Consider the following 25,842-nt stretch of genomic DNA (forward strand, 5'->3'; position numbering starts at 1 on the left):
AGGCCCTTTCTCCTCATCTTCCCCACGACGCACCTCGCCGTGAGACGGAATTGGCACCTTCCCTAGCCGGGAGCCCCGCCTGCGAAGACGAGAGCCGACTGGAGGGTTGCCGGGGCTTCACCGGGCCGTGTCCCTCTGCCCCTCTGGATGAGCTGTATGCGGTTGTTTCGCCGGGCGCGCCGGGGGTGGACCCCGACATGCGATGGTCACCGGCGTTGTTCAAGACTGTAACCGACGGCCGGGAGAGTTGAGATAGTCGTCCGAACCGCGAGATGGATCACAAGAGAGACAGTTCGACCGTCCCCGACTCACCCCCCACCCCGTACGAACGTGAGGAGCCGCAGACCGTGCTGGAAGAAGTCGAGCGCTGGCTGAGCACCCGCTCCTGGTCCGTCACCGATCGCCCGCTCCACCAGATCATGGCCGCGAAGCGAGCCTCGGGCTCCTCGGTCAGCGTCGTGCTGCCCGCGCTCAACGAGGAGGAGACGGTCGGCGAGATCGTCTCCGTGATCCGCCACGACCTCGTGCGGCAGGTCCCCCTGGTCGACGAGATCGTCGTCGTCGACTCCGGATCCACCGACCGCACGTCCCAGGTCGCCGCCGCGGCCGGCGCGAGGGTGGTGCACCGCGACACGATCCTGCCGCGCATACCGGCCGTGCCCGGCAAGGGGGAGGTGCTGTGGCGCTCCCTGCTCGTCACCGGCGGGGACATCGTCTGCTTCGTCGACGCGGACCTGAAGGAGTTCTCCTCGGACTTCGTGACCGGGATCGTGGGCCCGCTGCTCACCGACCCGGACGTGGACCTGGTGAAGGCGATGTACGACCGGCCGCTCGGCACCGAGTCCAGTGCGCTCGCCTCCGGCAGGACGGCGGGACAGGGCGGCCGCGTCACGGAACTGATGGCCCGCCCACTGCTCAACATGCACTGGCCCCAGCTCGCCGGATTCGTCCAGCCGCTCGGCGGCGAGTACGCGGCCCGCCGCTCCCTGCTGGAACGGCTCCCCTTCCCGGTCGGGTACGGCGTCGAGCTGGGCATGCTGGTGGACGCGCTGCATCTGGTGGGCCTCGACGCGCTGGCCCAGGTCGACGTCGGCGTGCGCAAGCACCGCCACCAGGACGGGCAGGCGCTCGGCCGCATGGCCGCCGCGATCTACCGCACGGCCCAGCTCCGCCTGGCCCGCGGCCATCTGGTCCGCCCGGCCCTCACACAGTTCGAACGGGTCGAGGGCCGCTTCCAGCCCCGCACGTACTCGGTGGACGTGGAGGAGAGGCCGCCGATGGCGGAGATCGCGGAGTACATGGAACGAAAGGTGGCCTGAACCGTGCGCAGCCGGACGCCCGGACGTGACGGACACGGTTCCGCATACGGCCGAACCGTACGTTTGAGCGTTTTCGGCGCGGGCTAGGTTTCGTGGCATGGCTTCCACGCAGCATGCGCACGGCGCCCGCATCCTCGTCGCCTCCAACCGCGGCCCCGTCTCGTACGTGCTGGACGACTCCGGGCAGCTCACCGCCAAACGCGGCGGAGGCGGCCTGGTGTCCGGGCTGTCGGCGATCGGCCCCGAAGCGGACGCGGTCTGGGTGTGCGCGGCCCTGAACGACGGCGACCGCGAGGCCGTACGCCGCACGGGTGGCGCACTGGATCCGGCCCACACCGGCGGCCGGCGGGTCCGGATGCTCGACATCGACGCGACGGTGTTCTCCGAGGCGTACAACGGCATCGCGAACTCGGTGCTGTGGTTCGTCCACCACATGCTGTACCAGACGCCGCTCGAGCCGGTCTTCGGCAGGGAGTTCCGGCACGCGTGGGCGTCGTACGAGGCCTACAACCGGGCGTTCGCCGAGGCACTGGCCGAGGAGGCGGCCGAGGGGGCGGCGGTCGTGGTGCAGGACTACCACCTCACGCTGGTCCCCGGGATGCTGCGGCAGTTGCGACCGGACCTGCGGATCGGTCACTTCTCGCACACGCCGTGGGCGCCGGTGGACTACTTCCGGATGCTTCCGGACGACATCGCCGTTCAGGTGCTGCGCGGCATGCTGGGCGCCGACCGGCTCGGCTTCCTCACCCGGCGGTGGGCGGACGCCTTCGCCGGGTGCTGCGAGGCGCTCGTCGGCGGGCTGGGGTGCACCCGGATCGGGGTGCACGGCCTGGGCGCGGACGCGGACTTCCTGCGCGAGCGGGCGCACCGGGCGGACGTGGACGAACGGATGGCGATCCTGCGGGAGCAGATCGGCACCGGCCCCGACGGCCGCCCCCGCAAGGTGATCGTGCGGGTGGACCGGACGGAGCTGTCGAAGAACATCGTGCGGGGTCTGCTCGCGTACGAGGAACTGCTGGAGTCCCGCCCGGAGTGGCGCGACCGGGTGGTCCACGTGGCGTTCGCGTACCCGTCCCGCCAGGACCTGGCCGTCTACCGGGAGTACACGGCGGAGGTCCAGCGGGTGGCCGCGGAGATCAACGAAAGGTACGGGACTCCGGGCTGGACCCCGGTCGAGATGCACGTCAAGGACGACTTCGCGCGCTCTCTCGCCGCGTACCGGCTCGCCGACGTGGCCCTGGTGAACCCCATCCGGGACGGTATGAACCTCGTCGCCAAGGAGGTTCCGGTGCTGTCGGACCAGGGGTGTGCGCTCGTGCTGTCGCGGGAGGCCGGGGCGTACGAGGAGCTGGGCGACGACGCGGTGACGGTCAATCCGTACGACATCCGGGGGACGGCGGAGGCTTTGCACGAGGCGTTGTCGATGCCGGTGGGTGAGCGGACGGAGCGCTCGAAGCGGTTGGCTGCGCAGGCTACGGCGCTTCCGCCCGGCCGGTGGTTCTTGGATCAGTTGGCTGCGCTGGAGGCTTGAGGTCGTTTTTCGGGTGCGGGCCGGCGGGGGCTTGTCGCGCAGTTCCCCGCGCCCCTGAAGGGGCGCGCCTTACGCCAGCCTCTCTGCCAATGACCTCAGCAGCTGTACGACCCCCTGCGGGCCGTCGACCACCAGGTCCGCCCTCTTCGCGAGTTCCGTGACCTCGTCGCTGCCGCTGCAGACCAGGAGGCCGGGGACGCCGTCGGAGCGGAGTTTGTCGACGGCGGCGAAGGCGGGGAGGTCGCCGAGGTCGTCGCCCGCGTAAAGGACCGCTTCGGCGCCGGTCTCACGGACGTACTCGGACAGGGCCACGCCCTTGTCCATGCCCGGCGGGCGCAGTTCCAGGACCATGCGGCCGGGTTCGACGATCAGGCCGTGGCGGGCGGCGAGGTCGGCGAGGGGTTCGCGCAGGGCCTCGAAGGCGGCCTGCGGGTCCTCGGCGCGGCGGGTGTGGACGGCGACGGCGCGGCCCTTCTCCTCGATCCAGGTGCCGCGCCAGGCGCCGATCTCGTCGAGGTGGCCCGGGAGTTCGGCGCGGACGGCGGCGACTCCGGGGTGGGGGGCCGGGGCGGTGACGGTGCCGGTGCGGGCGTCCCAGCGTTCGGCGCCGTAGTGACCGAGGACGACGAGGTGGTCGAGCCCGGGCACGCCCGCGAAGCCGCCGTGGCGGACGGCGACGCCGGCCGGGCGGCCGGTGACGACGGCGACGGAGGCGACCTTCGGGGCGAGGGCCGCGAGGGCGGGGACCGCGTCGGGGTGGGCGCGGGCCTGGTCGGGGTCGGGGACGATCGGGGCGAGCGTCCCGTCGAAGTCGAAGGCGAGGACGGCCCGCTCGGGCCGGGCGAGGATGGCGTCGAGACCGTCACGCCCGGCCGGGGTGGCGGGCGTCGGCAAGGAGTCCGTGTGGCTGCCCATGGGTCCGACCCTATCGGCGCGCGGCCGGGCGCACCCACGGGGTCACGGGGGCGCGCCCGGCGCGTCTTGCGGCCACCCGCTCAGCGTTCCGCGCGGCGTGCCTCGCGGATACGGCGGAGGCGGTTGACGGTGACCGGGGCGTGGGCCAGGGCCCTGGGGTCGTCGAGGAGGGCGTTGAGCAGCTGGTAGTAGCGGACGGGGGCGAGATGGAGCTGCTCCCGTATGGCCCGCTCCTTGGCCCCCGGCCCGGAGAAACCGCGGCCCTCCAGGGCCAGAATGGCCTTCTCTCTGGGGTTCAGGTCGTCCATGGGGGAACGGTAACCGGTGGGTCCGACACGCTCCCCCCGCGTGCCTGCCGTCAGCGGGCCGCGCTGTCCGCTGTCACGGCCGCCCGCTGCAGCCGGCCCAGGATCGCCGCCGGGCTGCCGTCCGGGCCGACCGCCTTGCCTATCTGCTTCTTGATGTCCGCGCTGACCGTCGCCCACGACGTCTTGCCGACCGGGTACAGCTCCGCGCTCGGCAGCTCCTGCAGGAACGGCTCCAGGTCCTGGTCCTGGGACGACTGCGCCATGGCCTCCTGGGCGGAGCTGGTCACCGGCAGCAGGTCGTACTCGCGGGAGAAGGACAGCACGTTCTTCTTGCTGTACACGTAGTCGAGGAACGCACGGATCTGGTCCTTGTGGCCACCCTGCCGGAACGCCATCATCCAGTCCGCCACGCCCATGGTGGACTTCGCCCGGCCGTTGATCCCGGGCATCGGCACCATGCCGAACTTCACGCCCTTCTCGCGCGCCATCTTCATCAGGGACGGGTGGCCGTTCAGCATGCCTACCTCGCCGCGCGTGAACGCAGCGAAGGCGTCGGCGCGGTTCAGCTTCCCCGGTGCCACCGGGCCCGTCAGTCCCTTGCCCACCAGGTTGTCCTTCAGCCAGGTGAAGGTGGCCACGTTCTGCGTGGAGTCGAGGTCGTAGGAGCCGAAGGCGTCCAGGTAGCCGGCACCGCCGCTGAGCAGCCACTGCATCGTCTCCGCCTGCGCCTCCTCGGGGCCCAGCGGCAGCGCGTACGGGTACTTCACGCCCTTGGCCTTCAGCAGCTGTGCGTCGGTCGCCAGATCGCTCCAGCTCTGCGGCGGGGTGGTGATGCCGGCCTCGGAGAACAGCGTCCTGTTGTAGAAGAGGATCCGCGTGGAGGCGGCGAACGGCATGCCGTACTGGGTCCGGTTCACCTTGCCGGCGTCACTCAGCTCCGAGGCGAAGTCCGCCTGGACGGGGATCGAGAGGACGTCTGAGGCCTCGTACAGCTTGCCCGCCGCCGCGTAGTCCGCGTACGCCCCGATCTGCGCCATGTCCGGGGCGTCGCCGCCGGCCACCATCTCCTTGACCTTGCGGTCCACGTCGTTCCACGAGTAGACGCTGACGTCCACCTTGATCCCGGAGTGCTCCGCCTCGAAGTCCTTGACCAGCTGGTCCCAGTACTTCTCGGAGCTGTTCGCCGACGAGTCGCCGTAGTCCGCGGCCACCAGCCGCAGGGTGACGTCCCCGGAACCCACCGCACCCGCGCAGCTCGCCAGGGCTCCGGTCATGCCGAGGGCGGACACCACCGCGATCAGACCCCTGCCCCATGTCGTCCTGCGCGTTCCGCGTCGCTGCACTTGCTCTAGCCCTGCCGTCTCGTCATTCGGAATATCCAAAGGATAAGGTCTACACCACCGAGTGGACTAGACCTCTTCCGGGTCCAGGGGCGACACTGTTCCCCGTGAGACATGTCATCGCCCTGGATGTGGGCGGCACCGGGATGAAGGCCGCTCTGGTCGGGGCCGGCGGTGAGCTGCTGCACCGGGCGCGCCGGGCCACAGGACGTGAGCGCGGGCCGGACGCCGTGGTGGAGTCGGTGCTCGCCTTCGCCGCCGAGCTGCGCGCGCACGGCGAGCGCCACTTCGGCGAACCCGCGGCCGCGGCCGGCGTCGCCGTCCCCGGGATCGTGGACGCCGAGCGCGGTGTCGCCGCCTACTCGGCCAACCTGGGCTGGCGCGATGTGCCCCTGCGGGACCTGCTCAGCCGCCGGCTCGGCGGGGTGCCCGTGGCGCTGGGGCACGACGTGCGCACCGGCGGGCTCGCCGAAGGGCGCCTCGGCGCGGGCCGAGGGGCGGACCGGTTCCTGTTCGTGCCGCTCGGCACCGGGATCGCGGGCGCCATCGGCATCGGCGGCCGGGTGGAGGCCGGGGCGCACGGCTTCGCGGGCGAGATCGGCCACATCGTCGTACGGCCGCAGGGGACCCCGTGTCCGTGCGGTCAGCGCGGCTGTCTGGAGCGGTACGCGTCCGCCGCCGCCGTGGGCGGGGCCTGGGCCGAGGCGGCCGGTGCCGCGGAGGCGGACGCCGCCGACTGCGCGAAGGCCGTGGCGTCGGGGGACCCGCGGGCGCGGAAGGTCTGGCAGGAGGCCGTGGACGCTCTCGCCGACGGCCTGGTGACCGCGCTCACCCTGCTGGACCCCCGCACCGTGATCATCGGTGGCGGGCTCGCCGAGGCCGGGGAAACGTTGCTCACACCGCTGCGCGAGGCCGTGCGCCGCCGCGTGACCTTCCAGAAGCTGCCGTCGATCGTCCCCGCCGCCCTGGGGGACGCCGCCGGATGCCTCGGTGCCGGGCTCATGGCCTGGGATCTCCTCGAAACCACTGACCCTGCGGAGGTAACCATCTGATGGCCACTACGAAGGTTCTCGCCGGTGCCCGGGTGGTACTGCCCAGCGGGGTCGTGGACGACGGCCGCCTGGTCGTGGAGGGCACGCGCATCGCCCGGTCCGCCCCCGAGAGCGCCGAGATCATCGACGTACGCGGCCACTGGCTGGTCCCCGGCTTCGTGGACATCCACAACCACGGCGGCGGCGGCGCGTCGTTCTCCGGCACGGCCGACGACGCCCTGACGGCCGTCCGCGCCCACCGGCTGCACGGCACCACCACCGTCGTCGCGTCCGCCGTCACCGACGACATGGACGTCCTCGTCCGGCAGGCGGGGATGCTGTCCGAGCTCGCCGAGCAGGGCGACATCGCCGGCATCCACTTCGAGGGTCCGTTCATCTCGCCGTGCCGCAAGGGCGCGCACTCCGAGGAGCTGCTGCGCGACCCGGACCCGGCGGAGGTGCGCAAGCTGATCGACGCCGCGCGCGGCCGGGCCGCGATGGTCACACTCGCCACGGAACTGCCCGGCGGCCTGGACTCCGTACGGCTGCTCGTCGAGCACGGGGTGATCGCGGCGATCGGGCACACGGACGCGACCTACGAGCAGACGGTCCGGGCCATCGACGCGGGCGCCACGGTAGCCACCCACCTGTTCAACGCGATGCCGCAGCTCGGCCACCGCGCCCCCGGCCCCATCGCCGCCCTGCTGGAGGACGAGCGGGTCACGGTGGAGCTGATCGACGACGGCGTCCATCTGCACCCTGCCGCGCTGCGACTGGCGTTCCGTCAGGCGGGCGCGGAGCGCGTGGCGTTCATCACGGACGCCATGGACGCGGCCGGCATCGGGGACGGGCGGTACATGCTCGGCCCGCTCGAGGTCGAGGTCCACGAGGGGGTGGCCCGGCTGGTGGAGGGCGGCTCGATCGCCGGCTCGACGCTCACGCTGGACCGCGCGTTCCACCGGGCGGTCACCGTCGACGGGCTGGCGGTGGAGGACGTCGTCACGGCCATCTCGGCGCGCCCGGCGAAGCTGCTCGGCGTATACGACCGGGTGGGCTCCCTGGAGCCCGGCAAGGACGCCGACCTGGTGCTGCTGGACGGCGACTTCCGCCTCAAGGGCGTGATGCGTCGCGGACAGTGGGTGGTCGATCCCCAACTGGGGTGATTCATCCGTTTGTTGGCGTACGGCGGTCGGCCCCGGGACTGGGCCGACCGCCGACTCTTTTGGCATGATCGAGCCTCCGCAACCGCCGACGGCAGGCGCACCGACGAATCCGGGCCCCGGACCGCGCCGGCACGACTCTCGAGGGAGGTCCCGTGATCCTGACGGTCACGCTGAACACCGCTCTCGACATCACCTATCGCGTACGGGAGCTGAGGCCGCGCTCCTCGCACCGGGTGACCGAGGTGACCGAACGGCCCGGCGGCAAGGGGCTGAACGTCGCCCGGGTGCTCGCCGCGCTCGGCCACCACGTGACCGTCACGGGCTTCGCGGGCGGCGCGACGGGCCGCTTGCTGCGGGAGCAGCTCACCCGCGCGCACGGCCTCGTGGACGCGCTGGTCCCGGTCGCGGGCGCCACCCGGCGCACCATCGCGGTGGTCGACGGGTCCACCGGCGACACGACCCAGCTCAACGAACCCGGCCCGGTGATAACGCCCGCCGAGTGGTCGGCGTTCCTTCAGGCGTACGACGACCTGGTGCGCTCCGCCGCCGTAGTGGCCCTGTGCGGCAGCCTGCCGCCGGGCGTGCCCGTGGGGGCGTACGCCCACCTGGTGCGCACCGCCCGGGCGGCGGGCGTCCCGGTGCTGCTCGACACCAGCGGGGAGGCACTCCGGCGGGGCCTGGCCGCCCGCCCCGACATCGTCAAGCCGAACGCCGACGAACTGGCCGAACTGACCGGCTCCCACGAGCCGTTCCAGGCCACCCGGGACGCCCGTCGGCGCGGGGCGCACACGGTGGTCGCCTCACTGGGCGCGCAGGGCCTGCTCGCCGTCAACACGGAAGGCCACTGGCGGGCCGCCCCGCCGCGCCGACTGAGGGGCAACCCGACGGGCGCGGGCGACTCGGCGGTCGCGGGCCTGCTGTCGGGCCTGGTGGAACACCTGCCGTGGCCGCAGCGCCTGGCCCGGGCGGTGGCCCTGTCGGCGGCGACCGTACTCGCCCCGGCAGCGGGCGAGTTCGACCGGCGGGCCTACGAGGAGTTGCTGGACCAGGTGGCGGTGACGGCCGAGGTCACGGCGGCGTGAACGCTTCCCGATTTTCACGGGATATGCCCGCCTGGCAGTTTGGCCGAAAAACGCCCTTTCCCCTCATGTGAGCTGGATGATCAGATGATCACCGTTCGCTATATCGACCAATAGCGAAATTCAGAATCGGGGAATTCATATGAGCGTACTCAGGAAAAGCCTGACGACGGTGGCCGTGGCCGGCGCGTTGCTGGGCGGCGCCTTTGCCACACCGGCTGCGGCGGCTGATCCCAACACCTGCCCGAGTGGGAAGGTCTGCGGGTGGTCGGGGACGAACAGGACCGGAACCAGGACCGTCCTCTCCGTAACGCCCGGCTGCTATCCCTTCACCACTGCCCGGTCCGTCTCGAACCAGACGTCCTACCGCATCGAGTTCTGGCACATCACTCCCGGCACCGGCTGCGGCGTCGGATCCCGGCTGGTCACTCTGCAGCCGCACACCTACTCGGACAACACCCGTGGCACCGTTACGGGGATCGAAGTCTGGGCGAGGTAGTGCCGGGGCCTTCGACCGGCGACCGAGCCTGAGGTGAACCGACGGTGCTCCGCCCATCACGGGTGGAGCACCGCGCTCATTGTCCCGTCATGGCGAGGCGGGCGCCGGCACCCCGCCGGTCGACCGGCGGAGTGTTCCGCTGTCCGAGTCCTACTGCACCCACAGTTGGTCGATGAGGGCGTTGCACTGGTTCCCCTGACCGCAGGAGATCGTCAGCGTGTTGGTGCCCTTGGTCAACGTCACGGGAGCCCAGGTGGACTGCCAGCCCTTCTCGAAGTCGCCGTTCGGTGAGCCGATGAAGTTCTTCATGCCCACCGGCTGCGGGTTGGGTTTGCCGTTGACCGTCAGCGTCGCGTTGGCGTCCACACCGGGAATGGCATAACGCACATACAGGCGGTACGAGCCGGCTTTCTGGATGTCATTGACAGTCCAGGTGACCGAGGCTCCGACAGTGTTGAACCCTGTCACGTAGGTCCCGCCGTCCGCTTTCGCCCCCTTGACGTCCGAGGCCGTGGTCGCGCCGCCAGACAGCTGGAGGACCTTCGCGTCGGTCTTCGGCAGCTCGGCCGCCGTGCTGCTGCTCGCCGACTGGCTGGGCTGGGCGCTCTGGGAGGCCGACGGAGCGCTGGAAGCTCCGGCGGCCTTGTTCTTCCCGTCGTTCGAGTCGCCGGTGATCATGGCGACGCCGATGCCGATGACGACCGCCGCGACCACCGCGATGGCGCCGATCAGCAGGCCCTTGGTGTTGGGACCCCGGCCGCGGCCACCGCCGGGCGGCGGAGCCGTCGGGGTCTGACGGGTCGTCGGGGCACCGCCCGGCACCGTTTCCGGAGCCGCGTAGTGCGCGTTCGGCTGGCCGTACGACTGCTGCTGCGGGACCTGGCCGTAGGGGGCCGTCTGGGCCTGCGGCTGGCCGTACTGGCGCTGGCCGACCGTGCGCACTCTGTTGACGGAGCCGGGGTAGCCGTAGCCGCCGGAGGGCGGCTGGGCGCCGTTGGCCTGACCGTCGGCGTAGAGGTAGCCGAACGGGTCGTCGTCCTCGGGCGTGCTCGCGCCGTTGTTGCCGGGCGTCATCCCTAGGTCTCCTCAACAGGTGCGGGTCCAGATGCGTACGTGGCTGAATGGCGAGCCTACCCGGTCCCCGGACCGCACACGGCTGTTGTTCCCATCACCCAAGGATTGACCTGCGGTTTACCCCGCACGCCTGTGCTGTTTGGGACGAGACCGTTTCTCTACGTACATCCGCTCGTCAGCCGATTTCAGCACTTCGTCCGCCGTCATGCCGCAGTGTGCCCAGCCGATGCCGAAACTCGCGCCGACCCGCATGGCGCGGCCGTCGACCCGGATCGGCTGGATGATCTCGTTGCGCAGACGCACGGCGAGGTCCTGGGCGTCGGCCTTGCCGAGCCCGTCGGCCAGCACGACGAACTCGTCGCCGCCGAGCCGGGCCACCGTGTCCCCGTCCCGCACCCCGCGGCTGAGCCGCCGGGCGACCTCGATGAGGACGGCGTCGCCCGCGTTGTGCCCGAACCGGTCGTTGATGGACTTGAAGCCGTCGAGGTCGCAGAAGAGCACCGCGAGGCCCTTGGTGCCGTCGTCGGCGCCGCTGTCCGGCGCGACGGTGTGCACATGGTGGTCGAAGGCGTCGTACGGCCCCGGCCCGGCGTGGAAGTCGAAGGCGTGGCCGCCGCTGCCGTGGGCGGCCGGGTGGTCGCTGCGGAGTCCGTCGCCGTACGCGGCGTCCAGGGAGTCCGCCGCGCTCGGCGGCAGCGACTGCGGGCGCCGGCACAGGCGGGCGGACAGACGGGCGCGCAGTTCCGCGGAGTTGGGCAGGCCGGTGAGCGAGTCGTGCGAGGCCCGGTGGGCGAGCTGGAGCTCGCGGCGCTTGCGCTCCTCGATGTCCTCGACGTGGGTGAGCAGGAAGCGGGGCCCGTCGGCGGCGTCGGCGACGACGGAGTTGCGCAGGGACACCCACACATAGGTGCCGTCGCGGCGTCCGAGCCGCAGTTCGGCGCGCCCGCCCTCGGCGGAGGTGCGCAGCAGGGTGCCGATGTCCTCGGGGTGGACGAGGTCGGAGAACGAGTAGCGGCGCATCGCGGAGGCGGGCCGGCCGAGCAGGCGGCACAGCGCGTCGTTGGTGCGCAGGATCCGGCCGTGCTGGTCGCCGCCCATCTCGGCGATGGCCATGCCCGAGGGGGCGTACTCGAACGCCTGCCGGAAGGACTCCTCGCTGGCGCGCAGCGCCTGCTGCTCCCGCTCCAGGCGGACCAGGGCCCGCTGCATGTTGGCTCGCAGCCGGGCGTTGCTGATGGCGATGGCGGCGTGGAAGGCGTACATCTGGAGCGCCTCGCGCCCCCAGGCGCCGGGCCGCCGCCCGTTGCGCGGCCGGTCCACGGAGATGACGCCGAGGAGTTCACCGCAGGAGCTGCCCTGGACACCCGGCGTGTACATGGGCGCGAAGAGGCGGTCGGAGGGGTGCCACTCGTCCTCGAAGCGGGGCTCGGGACCGTCGGTGTACCACTGCGGCACGTCGTCCTCGTCGAGGATCCAGCCCTCCGTGTGGGGTATGAACCGCAGGGTGCCCCACGCCTCGCCCATGCTGAGGCGCCGCTCCCAGGAGGCGCGGGAGCCGACGCGGCCGGTGATCAGCGCCTCCGCCGCGGAGTTCCCGGCGAGTGCGGCGACGACGAGGTCACCGTCCGGGCGTACGAGGTTGACGGCCGCCAGCTCGTAGCCGAGGCCGTTCACGATGCCGTCGGCCACCGTCTGCAGCGTGTCCGCCAGGCTGCGGGCGGTGTTCATGTCCGCCATCACCTGGTGCAGCTGCCGCAGGGTCGCAAGACGGACATACGGCTCGGACTCGGTCTCCATTCGCCCTCCCCTCGAGATCTCGCAGCAACTCCAGGGACGCGTCGGCGTACTACCGTTCCCGGTTTTCCACGGCACGCTACTGGGCGTACTCCACGGGTAGCATCATGCAGCGTCTCCGCCACTGAATCACAGCGCGCTGCCCACTAGGTACACAGGGTCAACAAAATACGCTTCCTGTGACTCAAGTCACAGCCAAAGATGAACAATTACGGAGAGCTTCCGCATTTTCCTGTGTTTCCGCGGAATGCCTCCGGACGCGATGCGGGCCCTGTGTGCAGAGCCTGTGATCCTACGACGTCCGACGGCGTCCGTCGCGGTCCGTCGCTGGTCCTAGGACGCGCATCGGGCCCGGGCCCGATGCGGGCGGCCGGAAGCGGAGACTAGCGTTTTGACGTGCTCAAGACTTCCGCTGTCCCGTCCGTGTCCGCCGTGCCGCCCTCCTCCGGGCATCCTGAGGGGGTGAGCAACGACGAGTTCCGCGCTGCCATGTCCCGGCTGGCGGCGGGCGTGGTCCTGGTGACCTCGCACGAGCCGGCGCTGGACCCCGAGGGGCCGAAGGGCGAGGACGTCGGGATGACGGCGACCGCCTTCATGTCGGTGTCCCTGGACCCGCCCCTGGTCCTGGTGAGCCTGCGCGAGGGCGCCCGCATGGACGACCTGCTCGCCGAGCAGCCGCTGTGGGCGGTCTCCGTCCTCTCGGAGAGCCAGCGGCACATCGCGGGACGCTTCGCGATGAAGGGCCGCGTCAGCGACCGTCTGCTGTTCGAGGACATCCCGTACATCCGCGGCGAGGCCTCCGGCGCACCGCTGGTCGGCGGCGCACTGGCGACCCTGGAGTGCCGCACGGAACAGCGGGTGCAGGCGGGCGACCACACGCTGGTGATCGGCAGGGTGCTCACGGCCCGGGTGCCGAGCGCGGAGGGCGGACCGCTGATGTATTTCCGGGGGCGGTACCGGCACTTGGGGTGAGCGGAAGGTGTCCGGGGCTGGGATTCCACAAGAACGGGGAGACGAGCGGGGACCAGGCCGTGGGCGTCCTGGAATTGGCCTGAACCGCCGGTCCGGCTGTCCGCCTACGTCCAGTCACGGGCGGAGCGGCCGCGTTTCGTCTCCGAGCGCTGCTTCTTCTCGCGCAGTCGCCGCTCGTTGATCCCCCGTGGTATCCGGGTCGGCCTGCGGGGCTTGGGCGGGGGCGCGGTCGCCTCCGCCAGCAGCGCCGCCAGGCGTACCGCGGCGGCCTCGCGGTTGCGCCACTGGGAGCGGTGCTCGGAGGAGCGGACGCTGACGACCCCGTTGACCAGGCGGGGTGCAAGGCGCTCGAGGGCGCGCTCCTTCCACACCCGGGGAAGGGCCTCGGTGTTCGCCAGGTCGAAGCGCAGCTCGACCTGCGAGTCACTGGTGTTGACGTGTTGTCCGCCGGGCCCGGACGACCGCGAGAAACGCCACATCAGCTCGGCCTCGGGGAGCGAGACGGAGCCGCGGACGACGTAAGGACCGGACATGCCGTCCATGTTCCCCGCTCCGCCCGGTCCGCGTCATCCCGATTTCCGGCGGCAGGTAAAAAAGGTAAAGGAACCCGGAACCGTGAGTACCCCCCTTGGCGTTGCTAGAGGTGGCGGTAGCTTCATCCGCACACGCAACGAGGGAAGGGACTCCCAACAATGGCTGTAAGCCTGTCCAAGGGTGGCAACGTCTCGCTCACCAAGGAGGCTCCGGGCCTGACCGCCGTCACCGTGGGCCTCGGCTGGGACGTCCGCACCACCACCGGCACGGACTTCGACCTCGACGCGTCCGCGATCGCGGTCAACGCCCAGGGGAAGGTCTACTCGGACCAGCACTTCGTCTTCTTCAACAACAAGCAGACCCCGGACAACTCGATCGTCCACACGGGTGACAACCGCACGGGCGAGGGCGCGGGCGACGACGAGGCGATCAACGTCAACCTGGCGGCGCTCCCGGCCGACATCGACAAGATCGTCTTCCCTGTGTCCATCTACGACGCGGAGTCCCGCTCGCAGAACTTCGGCCAGGTGCGCAACGCCTACATCCGCATCGTCAACCAGGCCGGCGGCCAGGAGATCGCCCGCTACGACCTGTCGGAGGACGCGGCCACGGAGACGGCCATGGTCTTCGGCGAGCTGTACCGCAACGGCGCGGAGTGGAAGTTCCGCGCGGTCGGCCAGGGCTACGCGTCGGGCCTGGTGGGCATCGCCCAGGACTTCGGCGTCAACGTCTGACGCCGGCCCCCTGTCCCCTCACCGGGACCCCGGTCCGAGGGGGCCGGGGCCCCGGCGTGGTCCCCGGTCTCCCGCGACCCGTGCGGAACCCGTCCGCGATACGTTGCGCGGGTGATCCTCGAGCCCCTCTGCCCCGCCCCCGACCACGACCTTCCGGGTGAGCTGCTGACCGAACTCACCGCGCTCTACGCCTCCAACCGGGAGTTCCACGCCCTGAGCGGCGACTTCCCCGACCCGGACGACATCCGCCCGGAGCAGGTGGCGGCCGCGCTGGCCGACGAGTTGGCGCACCCCGATGTGGAGGTCCTGCTCGCCCGCAGCTTCGGGCGGCTCGTCGGAATCGTCGTCACGCTGGCCCACCACCCCGACCCGTCCGACCCGGACCCGTGGATCGGCCTGCTGATGGTGGACGCGGCGATGCAGCGGCACGGGCACGGGCGACTGCTGGCGTCCCTGGTCGAGGACCGCTTCCGCGCCGCGGGCCGCACCGCCGTGCGCCTGGCCGTGCTGGAGAACAACCCCGCGGGCCTCGCCTTCTGGGCGGCGCTCGGCTACGAGGTCATCGACCGCCGGCCGGACCGTGACCGGGGCCGCCCGTGCGCCGTGCTGCGCAAGGCCCTGTGACACCATCGCCCCCGTGCTCGACATCGGCTACGCCCTCTCCAACCGCTTCCCCGACCCCCCGCAGACCGACTACCGCCGTGCGGACGTCCACGCCCTGCGGCACGACCTGTTCTGCGGTGACGTCTATCTCGCCGACACCGAGGCGGACCGGGAGCTGTCCACAGCCTGGGGATGGGTGCCGGTGCTCGACTTCGCCTGGGCGCTGTGCGACATCGTCGAGCGGCTCGACCGGGACCCGCTCGGCAGCCGTGCCGCCCGGCCGCAGCGCGCGGAGCTGGACTTCACCGAGTCGACCGACCGCCTGCTGTTCGAGCGCCGTTTCGGCTGGGTGGACATCGAGGCGGAGTGGCTGCCGCCGGCCGAGCCTCCGCTGACGTTCCCCCACGCGGAACTGCGCCGCGAGGCCCGCGACTTCCTGCAGGACCTGATCGCCGACCTGACCGACCTGCACGAGGACCTCGGCGAGAACCCGGCGATCTGGACGCTGCAGGCCCGTTTCCCCCGGGTCGCCTGACACCGGGAGCTCCCCGACGGGGCGGTCCGCCCCTCACGGCTCCAGCACCACCTTGCCGACCGTGCCCCGCGTCTCAAGGGCCCGGTGGGCCTCGGCCGCCTCGGCGAGCGGGAAGCGCTGGACGGCGGGGACCAGGCGGCCGGCCGCGGCCTCGGCGAGCGCCCGCTCCTCCAGGGTGCGCAAGGGGTCCGGACCGCCCGCCCTCCGCAGCATCGTGGGGCCGAGGACCTGCTCGGAGACACCGTCGACGAGATACGGCCGGCCGCCCCGGATGCCCTCGGCGGACCACCCGAACACGAGGTGCCGGCCGCCCGGCGCGAGCAGTCCCACGGCGGTCCGGGCCACCGCGCCGCCCACGCCGTCGAAGACCACGGTGACCCTGCCGCGATACTCCGCGAGTCGGTCCGCCCAGGCGGGGTCCGTGTAGTCGACGGCGAGGTCCGCGCCGTTCTCCCGCACCCGCGCGACCTTCTCCGGACCGCCCGCGAGCCCGATCACGGTGGCGCCCGCGTGCCGGGCGTACTGCACGAGGAGGGTGCCGATGCCGCCCGCGGCGGCCGGGACGAGGGCCACGGAGCCGGGGCCGAGGTCGGCGAACTGAAGGATGCCCATCGCCGTACGGCCTGTGCCGATCATGGCGACGGCCTGTGCCTCGTCCAGGTTCGCCGGTATCTCGTGCAGGCGGGCGACGTCCGTGACGGCGAGTTCGGCATAGCCTCCGGGCGCGAAGCCGAGGTGCGCGACGACCCGGCGGCCGAGCCAGCGGGCGTCGACGCCCTCGCCGAGGGACTCGACGGTGCCCGCGACCTCGCGGCCGGGGATCGTGGGCAGCGGGGCCGGCCCGGGCGCGGGACCGGTCTCGCCCTCGCGCAGCGCGGTGTCCAGCAGGTGCACGCCCGCCGCGGCGACGGCGACACGCACCTGGCCGGGGCCGGGCTCCGGGTCCTCGACCTTCTCGTGGGTGAGGTTCTCGGCGGGGCCGAAGGCGTGCAGCCGGATCGCGTGCATGGGCGGGCTCCTCGTCCGTGCGTCTTTGCCGTCGTCTGTCGTGCTGCTCTCGAAGCCCACCCTTCAAGCTCAAGCGCGCTTGAGGTCAAGGGCGACCTCGCAGGCCGGGGCGGTTGTCAGTGGTGGGGTGGAGCATGGGGGCATGGTGCGGAAGGCGCGGGTGGTGAAGGCGGCGCGGCGGCCGGAGGTCCGGCTGCCCGAGCTGGTGGCGTGGCCGGACGGGGAGGTGGTGCCGGACGGGGACTATGACGGGCTGGAGTTCCGGGACGCGGATCTCGCCGAGCAGGACGGCGGGGGCGCCCGGTTCATGGACTGCGCGCTGACGGGGTGCGCGCTGGACGGGACGGGACTCAGCCACGCGCGCGTGCTGGACTCGGTCCTCACGGGCATACGGGGGGTCGGCACGAACCTCGCGGAGGCGACCCTGCGCGATGTGGAGCTGGTGGACGCCCGGCTCGGCGGGACGCAGCTGCACGGGGCGGTGCTGGAGCGCGTACTGGTCCGCGGCGGCAAGATCGACTACCTGAACCTGCGCAAGGCACGGCTGAAGGACGTCGTCTTCGAGGGCTGTGTGCTCATCGAGCCGGACTTCGGGGGCGCCCGGCTGGAGCGGGTGGAGTTCGTGGACTGCGTACTGAAGGGAGCCGACCTGACGGCGGCGACCCTGGTGGACGTGGACCTGCGCCGCGCGGCGGACCTGGACGTCGCCCGCGGGGTGGACCGCCTGTCCGGCGCGGCGATCAGCCATGCGCAGCTGCTGGATCTCGCGCCGGTGCTGGCGGCGGCCCTGGGACTGCGGGTGGCGGAAGCGGACTGACGACCGCCCGGCACGGGCGGTGGTCCGACACGCACGGCGGGCCGACACGGAAGGCGGACCCGCACGGCGGGCCGACACAGGCGGCGGCCCGGCACGGGAAGCGAACCGGCACGGGCGGCAGACCCGCACGGCGGGCCGACACGGGAAGCGAACCGGCACGGGCGGCAGACCCGCAAGCCGGCCCGGCACGGAAGGCGGCCCGGCACGGAAGGCGGGCCGGCACGGGAAGCGGCCCGGCACAGGCGGCGGCCGGCACGGGCGGCGGCCCGGGGGCGGGATGGTGGCGGCCACGGCGCTCGAAGCGGAACCCCGTCACACCGCCCGGCAGGGACGCGCGTCGCCACTCGTCTCGCCACGGCAGTCGCGTGGGTGGACCATGGAGGGGGAGCGACGAAGGAGGCCTGCCATGAAGTCATCCGGAGCCTCGGATTACGACACCTGGCTCTACTCGCACACCCCGTCGCAGGCCGAGGGCGAGCGCGACGAGCCGGGCGAGCGCAGTGCCGTGGAGCAGCACCCGGACGTGCCCCGCACGGAGCCGTCCCAGGCGGAGGGCGAGCGGGGGGACGAGCAGGGGCCGAATCGCCTCTGACCACAGGTGATCCGGTGATCGGCGGTGGCCTTGGGTGTCGTACGTCGCTGTCAGCGCGCTCAGCCACCCGGGACTGGTGCGGGACAAGAACGAGGACAGTCTCGTCGCCGGCCCCTGGACGCTGTGCGCCACCGTCACGGAGAACCCGCAGACGCTGGTCTTCCCCCTGGGGACGCCCCTGGTCGTCGCCGTGGCCGACGGGCTCGGCGGGCATCCCGGGGGCGAGGTGGCGAGCGCGCTGGTCGCACGCCGGTTCGCGGCCCTCGGTCCGGCACTCAGCGGTGCGGACGGCGTCCGTGACGCCGTGGAGTCCTGCAACCGGGCCGTCTACGCCGCGGCGGGGGGCGAGGAGGGCGGCGACCTCGCCATGATGGGCACCACCGTGGCGGGCATCATCCTGCTGCCCGACGAGCTGCTGGTCTTCAACGTGGGCGACAGCCGGGTCTTCGCCGCGCCGCGGGACGGGCTGCGGCAGGTCAGCGTGGACGACAGCCCGCCCCTGGCCCCCGGGCAACGCACCACCTCGCTGGTCACCCAGTGCATCGGCGGTGCCCCGCACTACCGTGCCGTCGCACCGCACGTCACGGCGACGCCGTTGTCACCGGGCGACCGCTACCTGGTCTGCACCGACGGCCTCACGGACCCGGTCCTGGAGGAGGAGATCGACGCGGTGCTGCGGGAGCACGACGACGGGCGGGCCGCCTTCGAGCTGTGGAAGGCCGCCATCAGCGCGGGCGGCCCGGACAACATCACACTCGCCCTCGTCCGCGTCGCCGACGACTGAGCCACACCCGATCGTGGCGGAGCAGCCACCACGGCTGTTCGTTCTTGCTCGCCAAGGGCCTCGTCGTCGGGCCGGCGGCCCGACAGCGGTCCCGGTCGTCGGTCCGGGAGGCTGGGAGGCTGGGAGGTAGAGCTCGCGATCGATCAGGGCACGCCCCTGGGCCGAGGCGTAGGCGAGGAAGGTTCCGATCTGGCAGTTCTCCGTGCCCGGCGGATTTGGTGCCCTGCTTCGGGGGGCAGGCGCTGGACACCGTCCGGGCGGAGCCGGCCAACCTGCTCCGACAACGGTGGGAGAACCGGGCATGCAGCCCGGCTCTCCCACCGGACCACGACTCAACCTGTTCGACCGTCAGCGCATCAGCACAGTCACATCAACCACAGACGACCTCGATCGTCACCCCGGATGCGGTTGCAGTACTAGCCGACCGGGACCGGGGTCACCGCGGCTGCCAGCGGGTACGCGCCTGTCGAGTACGCCGTGCCGACCGCGCCGGTCGCCGTGGTGACCGGCACCAGCTTGCCGGCGTCCGCGGTGGTGACGTACGCCGTGGTCCCGTTCCAGTCGAGGGCGACGTCGAACGCCGAGCGGCCCACCGTGACCGGGGTGCCGGGGGCGCCGGTGACCGTGTCGACGGGGGTGACGGTGTCCCCGTTGCTGGGGCTGACCCACAGCGTGCGGCCGTCGGGGGAGATGGCGAGGCCGTAGGCCTGGCCGGTGACCAGGAGGGAGGCCCGGGTGTCGTTCGTCGCGGTGTCGATCGGGGTGACCGTCGAGCCGCCGGAGTCGGACACGTACACCGTCTTCCCGTCCGGCGCCGCAACCACGTTGAACGGGTTCGGGCCGACCGGGATCGCCGTGCCCGCCTTCCCCGTCGCGAGGTCCACCGGGGACACCGTGTTGTCGTGGATGTTCGCCACGTACAGCGTGGCGCCGTCCGGGGTGATCGCCATGTTCTCCGGGCCGCCGCCGACGGCGACCTTCGTCCCGGCGGTCAGCGTCGTGAGGTCCACCGGCTGGACGGCGTCGTCGGAGTAGTCGGCGACCCAGAGCGTCCTGCCGTCGGGCGTGAGAGCCAGGCCCGACGGCACGTCGCCGACCGGCACCGTGGCGGTGACCTTGCCGGAGGCGACGTCGATGACGCTGACCGTGTCCGAGCCCTGGTTGGCGGCGTACGCGGTCCGCCCGTCGACACTGAGGACGACCTCGCCGGGGTTCTGGCCGACCGGGATCTGCGTCGACGTCCCCGACGCCAGGTCCACCGAACTCACCGACGCGCCACTGAAGTTGGCGGTCAGCGCCCGCTCGGTGCCCTGGCCGTCCGTCACCTGGACCGGGATCGCCCGGTCCACCAGCCCGTCACCGGTCACCACCGCCGACCGCACCCCGGCACCCGCGCCGCCCGACGCGGTGAAGGTCACCGTCGCGGTGGCCTTGCCGCCCGCCGGGACGGTGACGCTTCCGCTGTCCGGGGAGACCGTGAGCCCGTCGGGCGCGGCGATCTTCCAGGAGACGGTGCGGTCCGCCGTGGAGCGGCTGTCGGCCACCGTCAGGGTCACCGTGCCGCTCGCCCCGGGGGCCAGCGACAGCGACGACGGGGTGAACGAGGCGTCCGGACCGGGGTCGGGCGCGGCCCGCAGCGTGGCGTCGAAGAGGAACTGGTCCATCACGCCCGGCGCGATCTGCTGCGGCACCGAGTCCAGTTGCTTTCGTTCCGTCTGGAGCCGGTCGTAGTACGTCGTCACCGCGTCGGTGTCGCCGCGCGCCTGGGCGAGCATCAGCTGGACGGCGGTGTTGCCCGCAGTGCCGTAGGCGCCGAGCTTGTCCAGCCAGGCCGCCGTCTCGCTCAGGAACCCGGGGTTGCCGAGGTGGGCGCGAAGGTCGGCGGGGGCGGCGGTCATGGCGGTGAAGTACGCGCCGAGCTTCTTCGCCGCCTCGTCCAGCCCGCTGCCGCTGGTGTACGCGGTGGTGAACGCCTTGATCAGCGGGGTGAGGGTGGGCGACTCGGTGGCGTCCAGCTGCGAGGAGTAGTTGTTCTCCGCGAAGATCCGCAGGGACGCCGCCGCCTTCCCGCCGAGGTCGGCGACGGAGGCGAGGAACGCGGCCCGCGGGTCGTACGCGCCGGGGTTCCAGGCGTAGTCGGCGGAGGTGAACAGGGCGAGCTTGCTGGCCTCGGCCTGGATCATCGGGTTGGCGGTGATGCCGGCGACCTCACCGGCCACGCCGGTCTCGCGGCCGGTGTAGGGGCCGAGCAGCAGCCGGCTGGTGGTGTAGTCGTTGACCGGGTAGTTGTCCCAGATCAGGATCTGGTGCCCGAACACCTCACGGGCCTGCTTGGCCTGGTCGGTGCTGATCGTGGGCGCGATGACGCCGACACCGGTCCACTCCACGACCACCGAGGAGTCCAGTTGCTTCCGCAGCGCGGTCTTGTACGGCGAGTCGGCGAGGTCTGAGTACTCGGTCGGCACCATCTCCAGCGGCTGCACGTCCGGGTGCGTGCCGACGAAGTCCTTGACGACCTTGTTCAGCAGCGACGCCTGGGCCTGGCCCGCCGCGCCGCCGCCGGTGCCGAACTCCTTCTCGTCCTCTGCGCAGTTCCAGGTGGTGTAGCTGATGTCGTCCAGTGGGATCGCGAACGAGCGCACGCCGATGGAGTACAGCTGCTCGAACTTGGTCACCAGCGCCTTCTCGTCGGAAGCCGACGAGTAGCAGACCGACAGGCCGGGGGAGAGGGCGTAGGTGAAACGGACGTGGTTCTCCGCGGCGCGGTCCACGAGCTGCTTCAGCGGCGCGAGCTGGTCCGCCGGGTACTCGTCGCGCCAGTCGGCCCGCAGGTAGGGGTCGTCCTTGGGGGAGTAGACGTAGACGTTCTGCTTGGTGCGGCCGTAGAAGTCCAGCTGGGACAGCCGGTCCTGCTGCGACCAGGGCGCCCCGTAGAAGCCCTCGACGACTCCGCGCAGCGCGGCCTGCGGCCAGTCCCGGACCGTGACGACGGGCACCGCCCGGTGGCTTCCGGCGACCAGCTGGCGCAGCGTCTGTGCCGCGTAGTACGTGCCGGTGGCGTCCACGCCGGCCAGGGCCACCTGACCCTGGCCGGACGCCAGCTCGTAGCCGCCGGACGGCAGCCCGGCCGGGGACGAGGCCCCGAGCCGGGCGAGCACCCGGGCGGTCGCCGGGTTCTCGGTCGGGCCGCCGACGTAGACGGTGAGCGCGGCGGGCGGTACGGGGGCGCCCGCCGTGACGGTATCGATGGTGCGGGCCCCGGCGCCGCGCAGCACGCTCTCGACGAGCCTGCGCGCGGGCGGGTCGGTGTCGTGCCCGACGACCTCGACCACCCGCTCGGGGACCGGCTGGGAACCGTGGCCCGGCCGTACCTGACGAGGTGTCGGCCAGATCTCCGGTATGGATGCCGTGGCGGCGTGGTCCGCCGCCACGGCGGGGGCCGGGGCGATGCCCAGCACACAACAAGTCAGGGCGGCGACAAGGCCGACCACCGGCGAGAGCGCCGGTCTCCGGTTCAATGTTTTATCCATCAGCCCACATAGTGGTTGATGAATTCACCGTCGGGCAAGGCCCGGGAGCATGCAGAACATGACGTCCAGGCAGGAGGGGAACGCGTTGGCCGTGTCGGCGATCGTCCACACCCCGAGGATGAGGTGGCGCCGGTCCTGCCCGACGGGATCGTGCCCTGGTGCACAGCCGTGCTGCCCGGCCAGGTGCCGTTGCAGGGTTGGGCCCTGAAGGTAGTCCAACGCCCGCTCGCGCGGCTCGGACCTGCCAAAACGGCGGGAGAACCGGGCACGCAGCCCGACTGTCCCCTCGGACCACGACTCAACCTGTTCGTCCGTCAGCGCATCAGCGCACAGTCACATCAACGGCAGACGGCATCGATCGTCACCCCGGATGCGGTTGCGGTACTAGCCCTTGGCGCCCCGCCCCAGTTCCGCCAGCGCCCCGTCCGTCAGCCGGTACACCGTCCACTCGTCCTGCGGGCGGGCGCCCAGGGCCTCGTAGAAGTCGATCGACGGGCGGTTCCAGTTCAGCACCGACCACTCCAGTCGCTCGTAGCCGCGCTCCACGCAGATGCGGGCCAGTTCGGTCAGCAGCGCCTTGCCGTGGCCGGCGCCTCTGGCCTCCGGGCGGACGTACAGGTCCTCCAGGTAGATGCCGTGCACGCCCCGCCAGGTGGAGAAGTTCAGGAACCACAGCGCGAAGCCGACGACCTCTCCCCCGTCGTCCTGCGCGACATGCGCGAAGGCCGCCGGACGGGCGCCGAAGAGCGCCTCGCTCAACTGCTCCTGCGTGGCCCGCGCCTCCTCGGCCGCCTTCTCGTAGGCGGCGAGTTCGCGGATCAGGGTGTGGATGACGGGGATGTCGTCGGGAGTCGCGGTGCGGATCATGCGGGCAGTCAAACACAGGTGGGGCCGGGCCCACCAAGGCCCGGCCCCACCCCGCCCGTCACCGACGGCTCAGCGCAGGCGCCGTACGTCGATCGCCCAGATGCCGCGCCCGTGGGTGGCCGCGTAGAGCCGTCCGTCGGGGCCCGTGCGGAGCTGGAGGACCGCCGTCGTGGGCAGGTTGGTGCCCGCCACCTTCCAGCTGGACGCACCCGCCGGGCGGACCAGGACGCCGAGGTCGGTGCCGATCGCCACGGTCCCGTTCTTCAGCAGCACCACCGTGTTGGCGGGCACGTCGGGCAGGTTCCCGGAGATGTCCTTCCAGGTCGCGCCGCCGTCCCGGGTCTCGAACAGGTGCCCGACACCGGCACCCGGCCCCTCGGTCCACTTCCGGGAGAAGCCGTTGACCGCCAGGAGGACGTGGCTGGAGTCCGCCGGGTCGATCGCGAGGCCCGCGAGGTAGCGGTTGGGGACCGTCCCGTCGACCGGAAGGTTCAGCTGGTGCCAGCCGGTGCCGTCCGCGTTGCCGACCGCGATGCCCCGGGTGAAGCCCTCGTTGTTGCAGGGCCCGCACCAGGCGGCGTACACCTTGCCCCCGGAGGAGGCGACGGCTGTGGCGGTGTGGCCCGCACCAAGGTCGAACGCGTTCAGCCACTCGCTGCCGCTGCGGATCGCCCAGCCCTTGGTGTTGATCCACACGTGCCGGCCGCCCGCGACCCAGGTGTTCGCGTCCTTGATGTCGGAGTTCAGCGGGGCGATGAAGCGGGCCTCGCTGGTCGCGTTGTCGGGCGGGGCCACGGAGTAGGTGGTCGCCTTCGACGGGTCGCTGACCCAACTGCCGTCGTTCACGGCGCAGTTCTGCGTGACCGCGACCGCCAGGTACACGTACTCGGAGGCGACGTTGCAGCCGTTGGCCGGGTCGACGATCGTGTCGCCGCCGTCACCGCCGAAGTTGGAGCCCATCACCCGGTCGCCGGGCCGCAGGATCGACTGGCCGTTGTCCTGCAGACCGCCGCTGACGTCGAGCCCGCGCGCGGCCCGGTCGATGCCCACGCCGACCGAGTAGTACTGCAGCGCGTCCATCGTGCCGTCGTTCAGGGACGTCCAGTCGGTGGCGTGGCCCGAGGTGTTCGCCGAGCCGTTCAGCGGCCTGCGGTACGCGCCGCCGTCGTCACCGACCACCAGGTACGGCGCGCCGCCGTTGCTGCCGATCGCCACCGCGTGCTGGTCGGCGTGCACGGTGGAGGGGCAGTCACCGCTCTGCTTGGACGGGTCGATGGACCAGCAGGGGAAGCCGAAGTTCCAGTACGGCCCGGGCACGGTCCAGCTCTTGCCGCCGTCCTTGGTCTCGAAGACCTCCTCCAGACCCGCGTAGACGTGGTCGGGGTTCTTCGGGTCGACGGTGAGGAACTGGTCGTACCAGGCCTGGATGCCCGGCTGGTAGCCGGCGCCGGTGAGCGCGGACCCGGAGTCGCGCAGCTGCGTGTAGTCGGCGATCTTCGTCCACGGCCCGGTCGGCGAGCCGGACTTGGAGACGAAGATGCCGGCGAGCCCGCTGTCGGGGTTGGAGTTGGTCATCGCCGGCGACTGGTCGATGGCGTAGTAGCGGGAGCCGTCGGCGCTGCGCGCGAAGGTCACGTTGCCCACGTCGTCGCTGTCGCTCGGCAGGTCCCCGAGCCCGGTCAGCCGCTGCCAGCCGCGCGGACCCTTGGCGTAGAAGCCGTTGTAGGTGTCGCCGCCGCGCCAGCCGACCGCGAGGACGACCTTGTTCGGGTCCTTGGGGTCGATGGCGATGTCACTGGTGATGTTCTTGTACGCCGCGTCGGGGTCGCTCGCCTCGGAACCGCCCGGCAGATAGTCGGGGTTGGGCGCGAACTCCAGCTTCCAGTGGCCCGTCAGGGTCTTCGTGGAGTGGCTCCACACGCCGCGCGTGGTGGCCGCCCACACCTTGTCCCCGCCGAACCTGAGGGCGTTGATCGAGGTGGACTCCAGCTCGTCCCCGCCGACCCGGTCACGGGTGCTGAACTTCCCCTTGCGCGGGTCGTCGAGCACGTAGACACCCGTGCCGAGGAACGAGGTCGCGCTGGTGTTGGCCTCACCGGTCGCGTACCACAGCCGTCCGCGGCCGTCGAGCTGGAGGTCGCCCGTGGAGAGGGCGGGCAGGCCGTCGGAGATGTTCTGCCAGTGCCCGCCGCCCGTACGGGAGCGGAAGACACCGCCGTTGGCCGAACCGGCGTACACATACCCGTGGTCGTCGGCCGCGAGCCCGGTCACGCGCCCCGTGACCCGCCCGGCGCCGCCGCTGGAGTTGGAGTTGATGTCCCGGTAGCGCGGGTCGTCGGAGTCGTACGGCAGCCGCGTCAGCTCGCTCCACTTGCTGTGCGTGTGCCGCAGACCGCTCAGCTCGTCGTACGCGGCCCCGTAGGCGCCCGGCGCCACGATGCCCGGCGAGGTGCGGGCCTCCGCGTACTGGTCCGCCTGCTCGGCTATGTTCCCGGCCTCGTCCTCGTCGCCTCCGGGGTCGCCGGGGTCCCCCGTCTCCGCGAACGGCGACAGGCCCTTGTGCTGATTCACAAGGGCCTGTTTCTTGAGCGCCCGCACCCCGAAGGGGTCCGTATGGGTACCTGATGCCGCCTGGGCCTGTGTGACCGTCAGACCCAGCGCTGCGGACACGGCGAACACCGCCGCCCATACCCGTCTTCTGCGCAACCCGTCGCCTGCCATGAAAAACGTGCCCTCCCCTAAGAGCCGTGGCGTACATGACACAAGCTGCCCACAGCTTTGGGGAGACGGGAGTTGAGGGAGAAGCGTTTACG

At 71.8% G+C, this 25,842-nt stretch carries 23 protein-coding genes, 1 pseudogene and 1 riboswitch; of the genes and pseudogenes, 13 read left to right on the forward strand and 11 right to left on the reverse strand.

The features are described from left to right. Positions 1-10: 10 nt before the first annotated feature. Positions 11-154: riboswitch (SAM riboswitch) on the reverse strand. A 193-nt stretch (positions 155-347) separates the two neighbouring features. Beyond that, the gene (locus C3488_RS14335) at positions 348-1,319 is read left to right on the forward strand and encodes a glucosyl-3-phosphoglycerate synthase (RefSeq protein ID WP_103839842.1); all 972 of its coding nucleotides are present in this window, start codon (positions 348-350) and stop codon (positions 1,317-1,319) included. Between the two features lie 97 nt (positions 1,320-1,416). Further along, positions 1,417-2,850, forward strand: coding sequence for a trehalose-6-phosphate synthase (locus C3488_RS14340; RefSeq protein ID WP_103839788.1), 1,434 nt, complete (start codon positions 1,417-1,419; stop codon positions 2,848-2,850). A 69-nt stretch (positions 2,851-2,919) separates the two neighbouring features. Here the strand turns inward: C3488_RS14340 and otsB are convergent, their stop codons facing one another. From otsB to C3488_RS14355, 3 genes are all read right to left on the reverse strand, one after another. Next, positions 2,920-3,765, reverse strand: a complete 846-nt coding sequence (gene otsB / locus C3488_RS14345) for a trehalose-phosphatase (protein ID WP_103839789.1) — start codon at positions 3,763-3,765, stop codon at positions 2,920-2,922. Between the two features lie 80 nt (positions 3,766-3,845). Next, entirely contained in the window at positions 3,846-4,073 is a 228-nt protein-coding gene (locus C3488_RS14350; protein ID WP_103839790.1) for a DUF3263 domain-containing protein, read from the reverse strand. Positions 4,074-4,123: 50 nt separating this feature from the next. Further along, a complete protein-coding gene (locus C3488_RS14355; RefSeq protein ID WP_374955419.1) occupies positions 4,124-5,374 on the reverse strand; it encodes an ABC transporter substrate-binding protein in 1,251 nt (416 codons plus the stop codon). A 146-nt stretch (positions 5,375-5,520) separates the two neighbouring features. Between C3488_RS14355 and C3488_RS14360 the strand changes: the two genes are divergently transcribed. The 4 genes from C3488_RS14360 to C3488_RS14375 all read left to right on the forward strand — a co-directional run bounded on the left by C3488_RS14360 (position 5,521) and on the right by C3488_RS14375 (position 9,185). Continuing rightward, positions 5,521-6,465, forward strand: a complete 945-nt coding sequence (locus C3488_RS14360) for an ROK family protein (RefSeq protein WP_103839791.1) — start codon at positions 5,521-5,523, stop codon at positions 6,463-6,465. Next, positions 6,465-7,607, forward strand: coding sequence for an N-acetylglucosamine-6-phosphate deacetylase (gene nagA, locus C3488_RS14365; RefSeq protein WP_103839792.1), 1,143 nt, complete (start codon positions 6,465-6,467; stop codon positions 7,605-7,607). The genes C3488_RS14360 and nagA overlap by 1 nt, the downstream gene beginning before the upstream one ends. Positions 7,608-7,759: 152 nt before the next feature. Next, a complete protein-coding gene (locus C3488_RS14370; protein WP_103839793.1) occupies positions 7,760-8,689 on the forward strand; it encodes a 1-phosphofructokinase family hexose kinase in 930 nt (309 codons plus the stop codon). Between the two features lie 139 nt (positions 8,690-8,828). Continuing rightward, positions 8,829-9,185, forward strand: coding sequence for a peptidase inhibitor family I36 protein (locus tag C3488_RS14375; protein WP_103839794.1), 357 nt, complete (start codon positions 8,829-8,831; stop codon positions 9,183-9,185). Between the two features lie 150 nt (positions 9,186-9,335). On the opposite strand, the gene C3488_RS14380 is transcribed toward C3488_RS14375, so the two are convergent. Continuing rightward, positions 9,336-10,259 carry a CBM35 domain-containing protein gene (locus C3488_RS14380; RefSeq protein ID WP_103839795.1) on the reverse strand — a complete coding sequence of 308 codons (924 nt, stop codon included), beginning with the start codon at positions 10,257-10,259 and terminating at the stop codon, positions 9,336-9,338. A gap of 117 nt (positions 10,260-10,376) precedes the next feature. After that, positions 10,377-12,056, reverse strand: coding sequence for a diguanylate cyclase CdgB (cdgB, locus tag C3488_RS14385; protein ID WP_103839796.1), 1,680 nt, complete (start codon positions 12,054-12,056; stop codon positions 10,377-10,379). Between the two features lie 393 nt (positions 12,057-12,449). Here cdgB and C3488_RS14390 point away from each other — a divergent pair, with 393 nt between their 5' ends. Then, positions 12,450-13,025 (forward strand): flavin reductase family protein, encoded by a 576-nt coding sequence (locus C3488_RS14390; RefSeq protein WP_258053422.1) that lies wholly within the window; start codon positions 12,450-12,452, stop codon positions 13,023-13,025. A 104-nt stretch (positions 13,026-13,129) separates the two neighbouring features. On the opposite strand, the gene arfB is transcribed toward C3488_RS14390, so the two are convergent. Further along, complete coding sequence (gene arfB / locus C3488_RS14395; RefSeq protein ID WP_103839797.1) at positions 13,130-13,567, reverse strand: alternative ribosome rescue aminoacyl-tRNA hydrolase ArfB; 438 nt, start codon at positions 13,565-13,567, stop codon at positions 13,130-13,132. 150 nt (positions 13,568-13,717) lie between these two features. Between arfB and C3488_RS14400 the strand changes: the two genes are divergently transcribed. The 3 genes from C3488_RS14400 (at position 13,718) to C3488_RS14410 (ending at position 15,431) form a co-directional block, all read left to right on the forward strand. Continuing rightward, positions 13,718-14,293 carry a TerD family protein gene (locus tag C3488_RS14400; RefSeq protein WP_103839798.1) on the forward strand — a complete coding sequence of 192 codons (576 nt, stop codon included), beginning with the start codon at positions 13,718-13,720 and terminating at the stop codon, positions 14,291-14,293. 111 nt (positions 14,294-14,404) lie between these two features. Beyond that, entirely contained in the window at positions 14,405-14,917 is a 513-nt protein-coding gene (locus C3488_RS14405; protein ID WP_103839799.1) for a GNAT family N-acetyltransferase, read from the forward strand. A 13-nt stretch (positions 14,918-14,930) separates the two neighbouring features. Next, on the forward strand, positions 14,931-15,431 hold the full coding sequence (locus tag C3488_RS14410; RefSeq protein WP_103839800.1) for a hypothetical protein: 501 nt from the start codon (positions 14,931-14,933) through the stop codon (positions 15,429-15,431). A 33-nt stretch (positions 15,432-15,464) separates the two neighbouring features. Here C3488_RS14410 and C3488_RS14415 read toward each other — a convergent pair whose 3' ends face one another. Beyond that, on the reverse strand, positions 15,465-16,439 hold the full coding sequence (locus tag C3488_RS14415) for a zinc-binding dehydrogenase (protein ID WP_103839801.1): 975 nt from the start codon (positions 16,437-16,439) through the stop codon (positions 15,465-15,467). 142 nt (positions 16,440-16,581) lie between these two features. Here C3488_RS14415 and C3488_RS14420 point away from each other — a divergent pair, with 142 nt between their 5' ends. From C3488_RS14420 to C3488_RS14430, 3 genes are all read left to right on the forward strand, one after another. Then, entirely contained in the window at positions 16,582-17,256 is a 675-nt protein-coding gene (locus C3488_RS14420; protein WP_103839802.1) for a pentapeptide repeat-containing protein, read from the forward strand. A gap of 406 nt (positions 17,257-17,662) precedes the next feature. Further along, on the forward strand, positions 17,663-17,848 hold the full coding sequence (locus tag C3488_RS14425; protein ID WP_103839803.1) for a hypothetical protein: 186 nt from the start codon (positions 17,663-17,665) through the stop codon (positions 17,846-17,848). 34 nt (positions 17,849-17,882) lie between these two features. After that, on the forward strand, positions 17,883-18,632 hold the full coding sequence (locus C3488_RS14430) for a PP2C family serine/threonine-protein phosphatase (RefSeq protein ID WP_103839804.1): 750 nt from the start codon (positions 17,883-17,885) through the stop codon (positions 18,630-18,632). A 70-nt stretch (positions 18,633-18,702) separates the two neighbouring features. Here the strand turns inward: C3488_RS14430 and C3488_RS14435 are convergent. The 4 genes and pseudogenes from C3488_RS14435 to C3488_RS14450 form a co-directional block, all read right to left on the reverse strand. Further along, positions 18,703-18,833, reverse strand: a pseudogene (locus tag C3488_RS14435) (IS701 family transposase); the annotation flags it as partial. 215 nt (positions 18,834-19,048) lie between these two features. Beyond that, on the reverse strand, positions 19,049-22,150 hold the full coding sequence (locus C3488_RS14440) for a beta-N-acetylglucosaminidase domain-containing protein (RefSeq protein ID WP_308460668.1): 3,102 nt from the start codon (positions 22,148-22,150) through the stop codon (positions 19,049-19,051). Positions 22,151-22,546: 396 nt separating this feature from the next. Continuing rightward, entirely contained in the window at positions 22,547-23,029 is a 483-nt protein-coding gene (locus tag C3488_RS14445) for a GNAT family N-acetyltransferase (protein WP_103839806.1), read from the reverse strand. Between the two features lie 69 nt (positions 23,030-23,098). Next, positions 23,099-25,750, reverse strand: a complete 2,652-nt coding sequence (locus C3488_RS14450) for a glycosyl hydrolase (protein WP_103839807.1) — start codon at positions 25,748-25,750, stop codon at positions 23,099-23,101. Positions 25,751-25,842 lie beyond the last annotated feature (92 nt).

Origin of the sequence: Streptomyces sp. Ru72 (assembly GCF_002920635.1) — a bacterium.
Taxonomy (GTDB): Bacteria; Actinomycetota; Actinomycetes; order Streptomycetales; family Streptomycetaceae; genus Streptomyces.

What these genes read in the sequence shown, in the direction of transcription:
- cdgB (WP_103839796.1), bottom strand. Translation starts at nt 12,056, where the DNA reads ATGGAGACCGAGTCCGAGCCGTATGTCCGTCTTGCGACCCTGCGGCAG.
- C3488_RS14420 (WP_103839802.1), top strand. Translation starts at nt 16,582, where the DNA reads ATGGTGCGGAAGGCGCGGGTGGTGAAGGCGGCGCGGCGGCCGGAGGTC.
- C3488_RS14350 (WP_103839790.1), bottom strand. Translation starts at nt 4,073, where the DNA reads ATGGACGACCTGAACCCCAGAGAGAAGGCCATTCTGGCCCTGGAGGGC.
- C3488_RS14340 (WP_103839788.1), top strand. Translation starts at nt 1,417, where the DNA reads ATGGCTTCCACGCAGCATGCGCACGGCGCCCGCATCCTCGTCGCCTCC.
- C3488_RS14380 (WP_103839795.1), bottom strand. Translation starts at nt 10,259, where the DNA reads ATGACGCCCGGCAACAACGGCGCGAGCACGCCCGAGGACGACGACCCG.
- nagA (WP_103839792.1), top strand. Translation starts at nt 6,465, where the DNA reads ATGGCCACTACGAAGGTTCTCGCCGGTGCCCGGGTGGTACTGCCCAGC.
- otsB (WP_103839789.1), bottom strand. Translation starts at nt 3,765, where the DNA reads ATGGGCAGCCACACGGACTCCTTGCCGACGCCCGCCACCCCGGCCGGG.
- C3488_RS14375 (WP_103839794.1), top strand. Translation starts at nt 8,829, where the DNA reads ATGAGCGTACTCAGGAAAAGCCTGACGACGGTGGCCGTGGCCGGCGCG.
- C3488_RS14425 (WP_103839803.1), top strand. Translation starts at nt 17,663, where the DNA reads ATGAAGTCATCCGGAGCCTCGGATTACGACACCTGGCTCTACTCGCAC.
- C3488_RS14450 (WP_103839807.1), bottom strand. Translation starts at nt 25,750, where the DNA reads ATGGCAGGCGACGGGTTGCGCAGAAGACGGGTATGGGCGGCGGTGTTC.
- C3488_RS14400 (WP_103839798.1), top strand. Translation starts at nt 13,718, where the DNA reads ATGGCTGTAAGCCTGTCCAAGGGTGGCAACGTCTCGCTCACCAAGGAG.
- C3488_RS14415 (WP_103839801.1), bottom strand. Translation starts at nt 16,439, where the DNA reads ATGCACGCGATCCGGCTGCACGCCTTCGGCCCCGCCGAGAACCTCACC.
- C3488_RS14445 (WP_103839806.1), bottom strand. Translation starts at nt 23,029, where the DNA reads ATGATCCGCACCGCGACTCCCGACGACATCCCCGTCATCCACACCCTG.
- arfB (WP_103839797.1), bottom strand. Translation starts at nt 13,567, where the DNA reads ATGGACGGCATGTCCGGTCCTTACGTCGTCCGCGGCTCCGTCTCGCTC.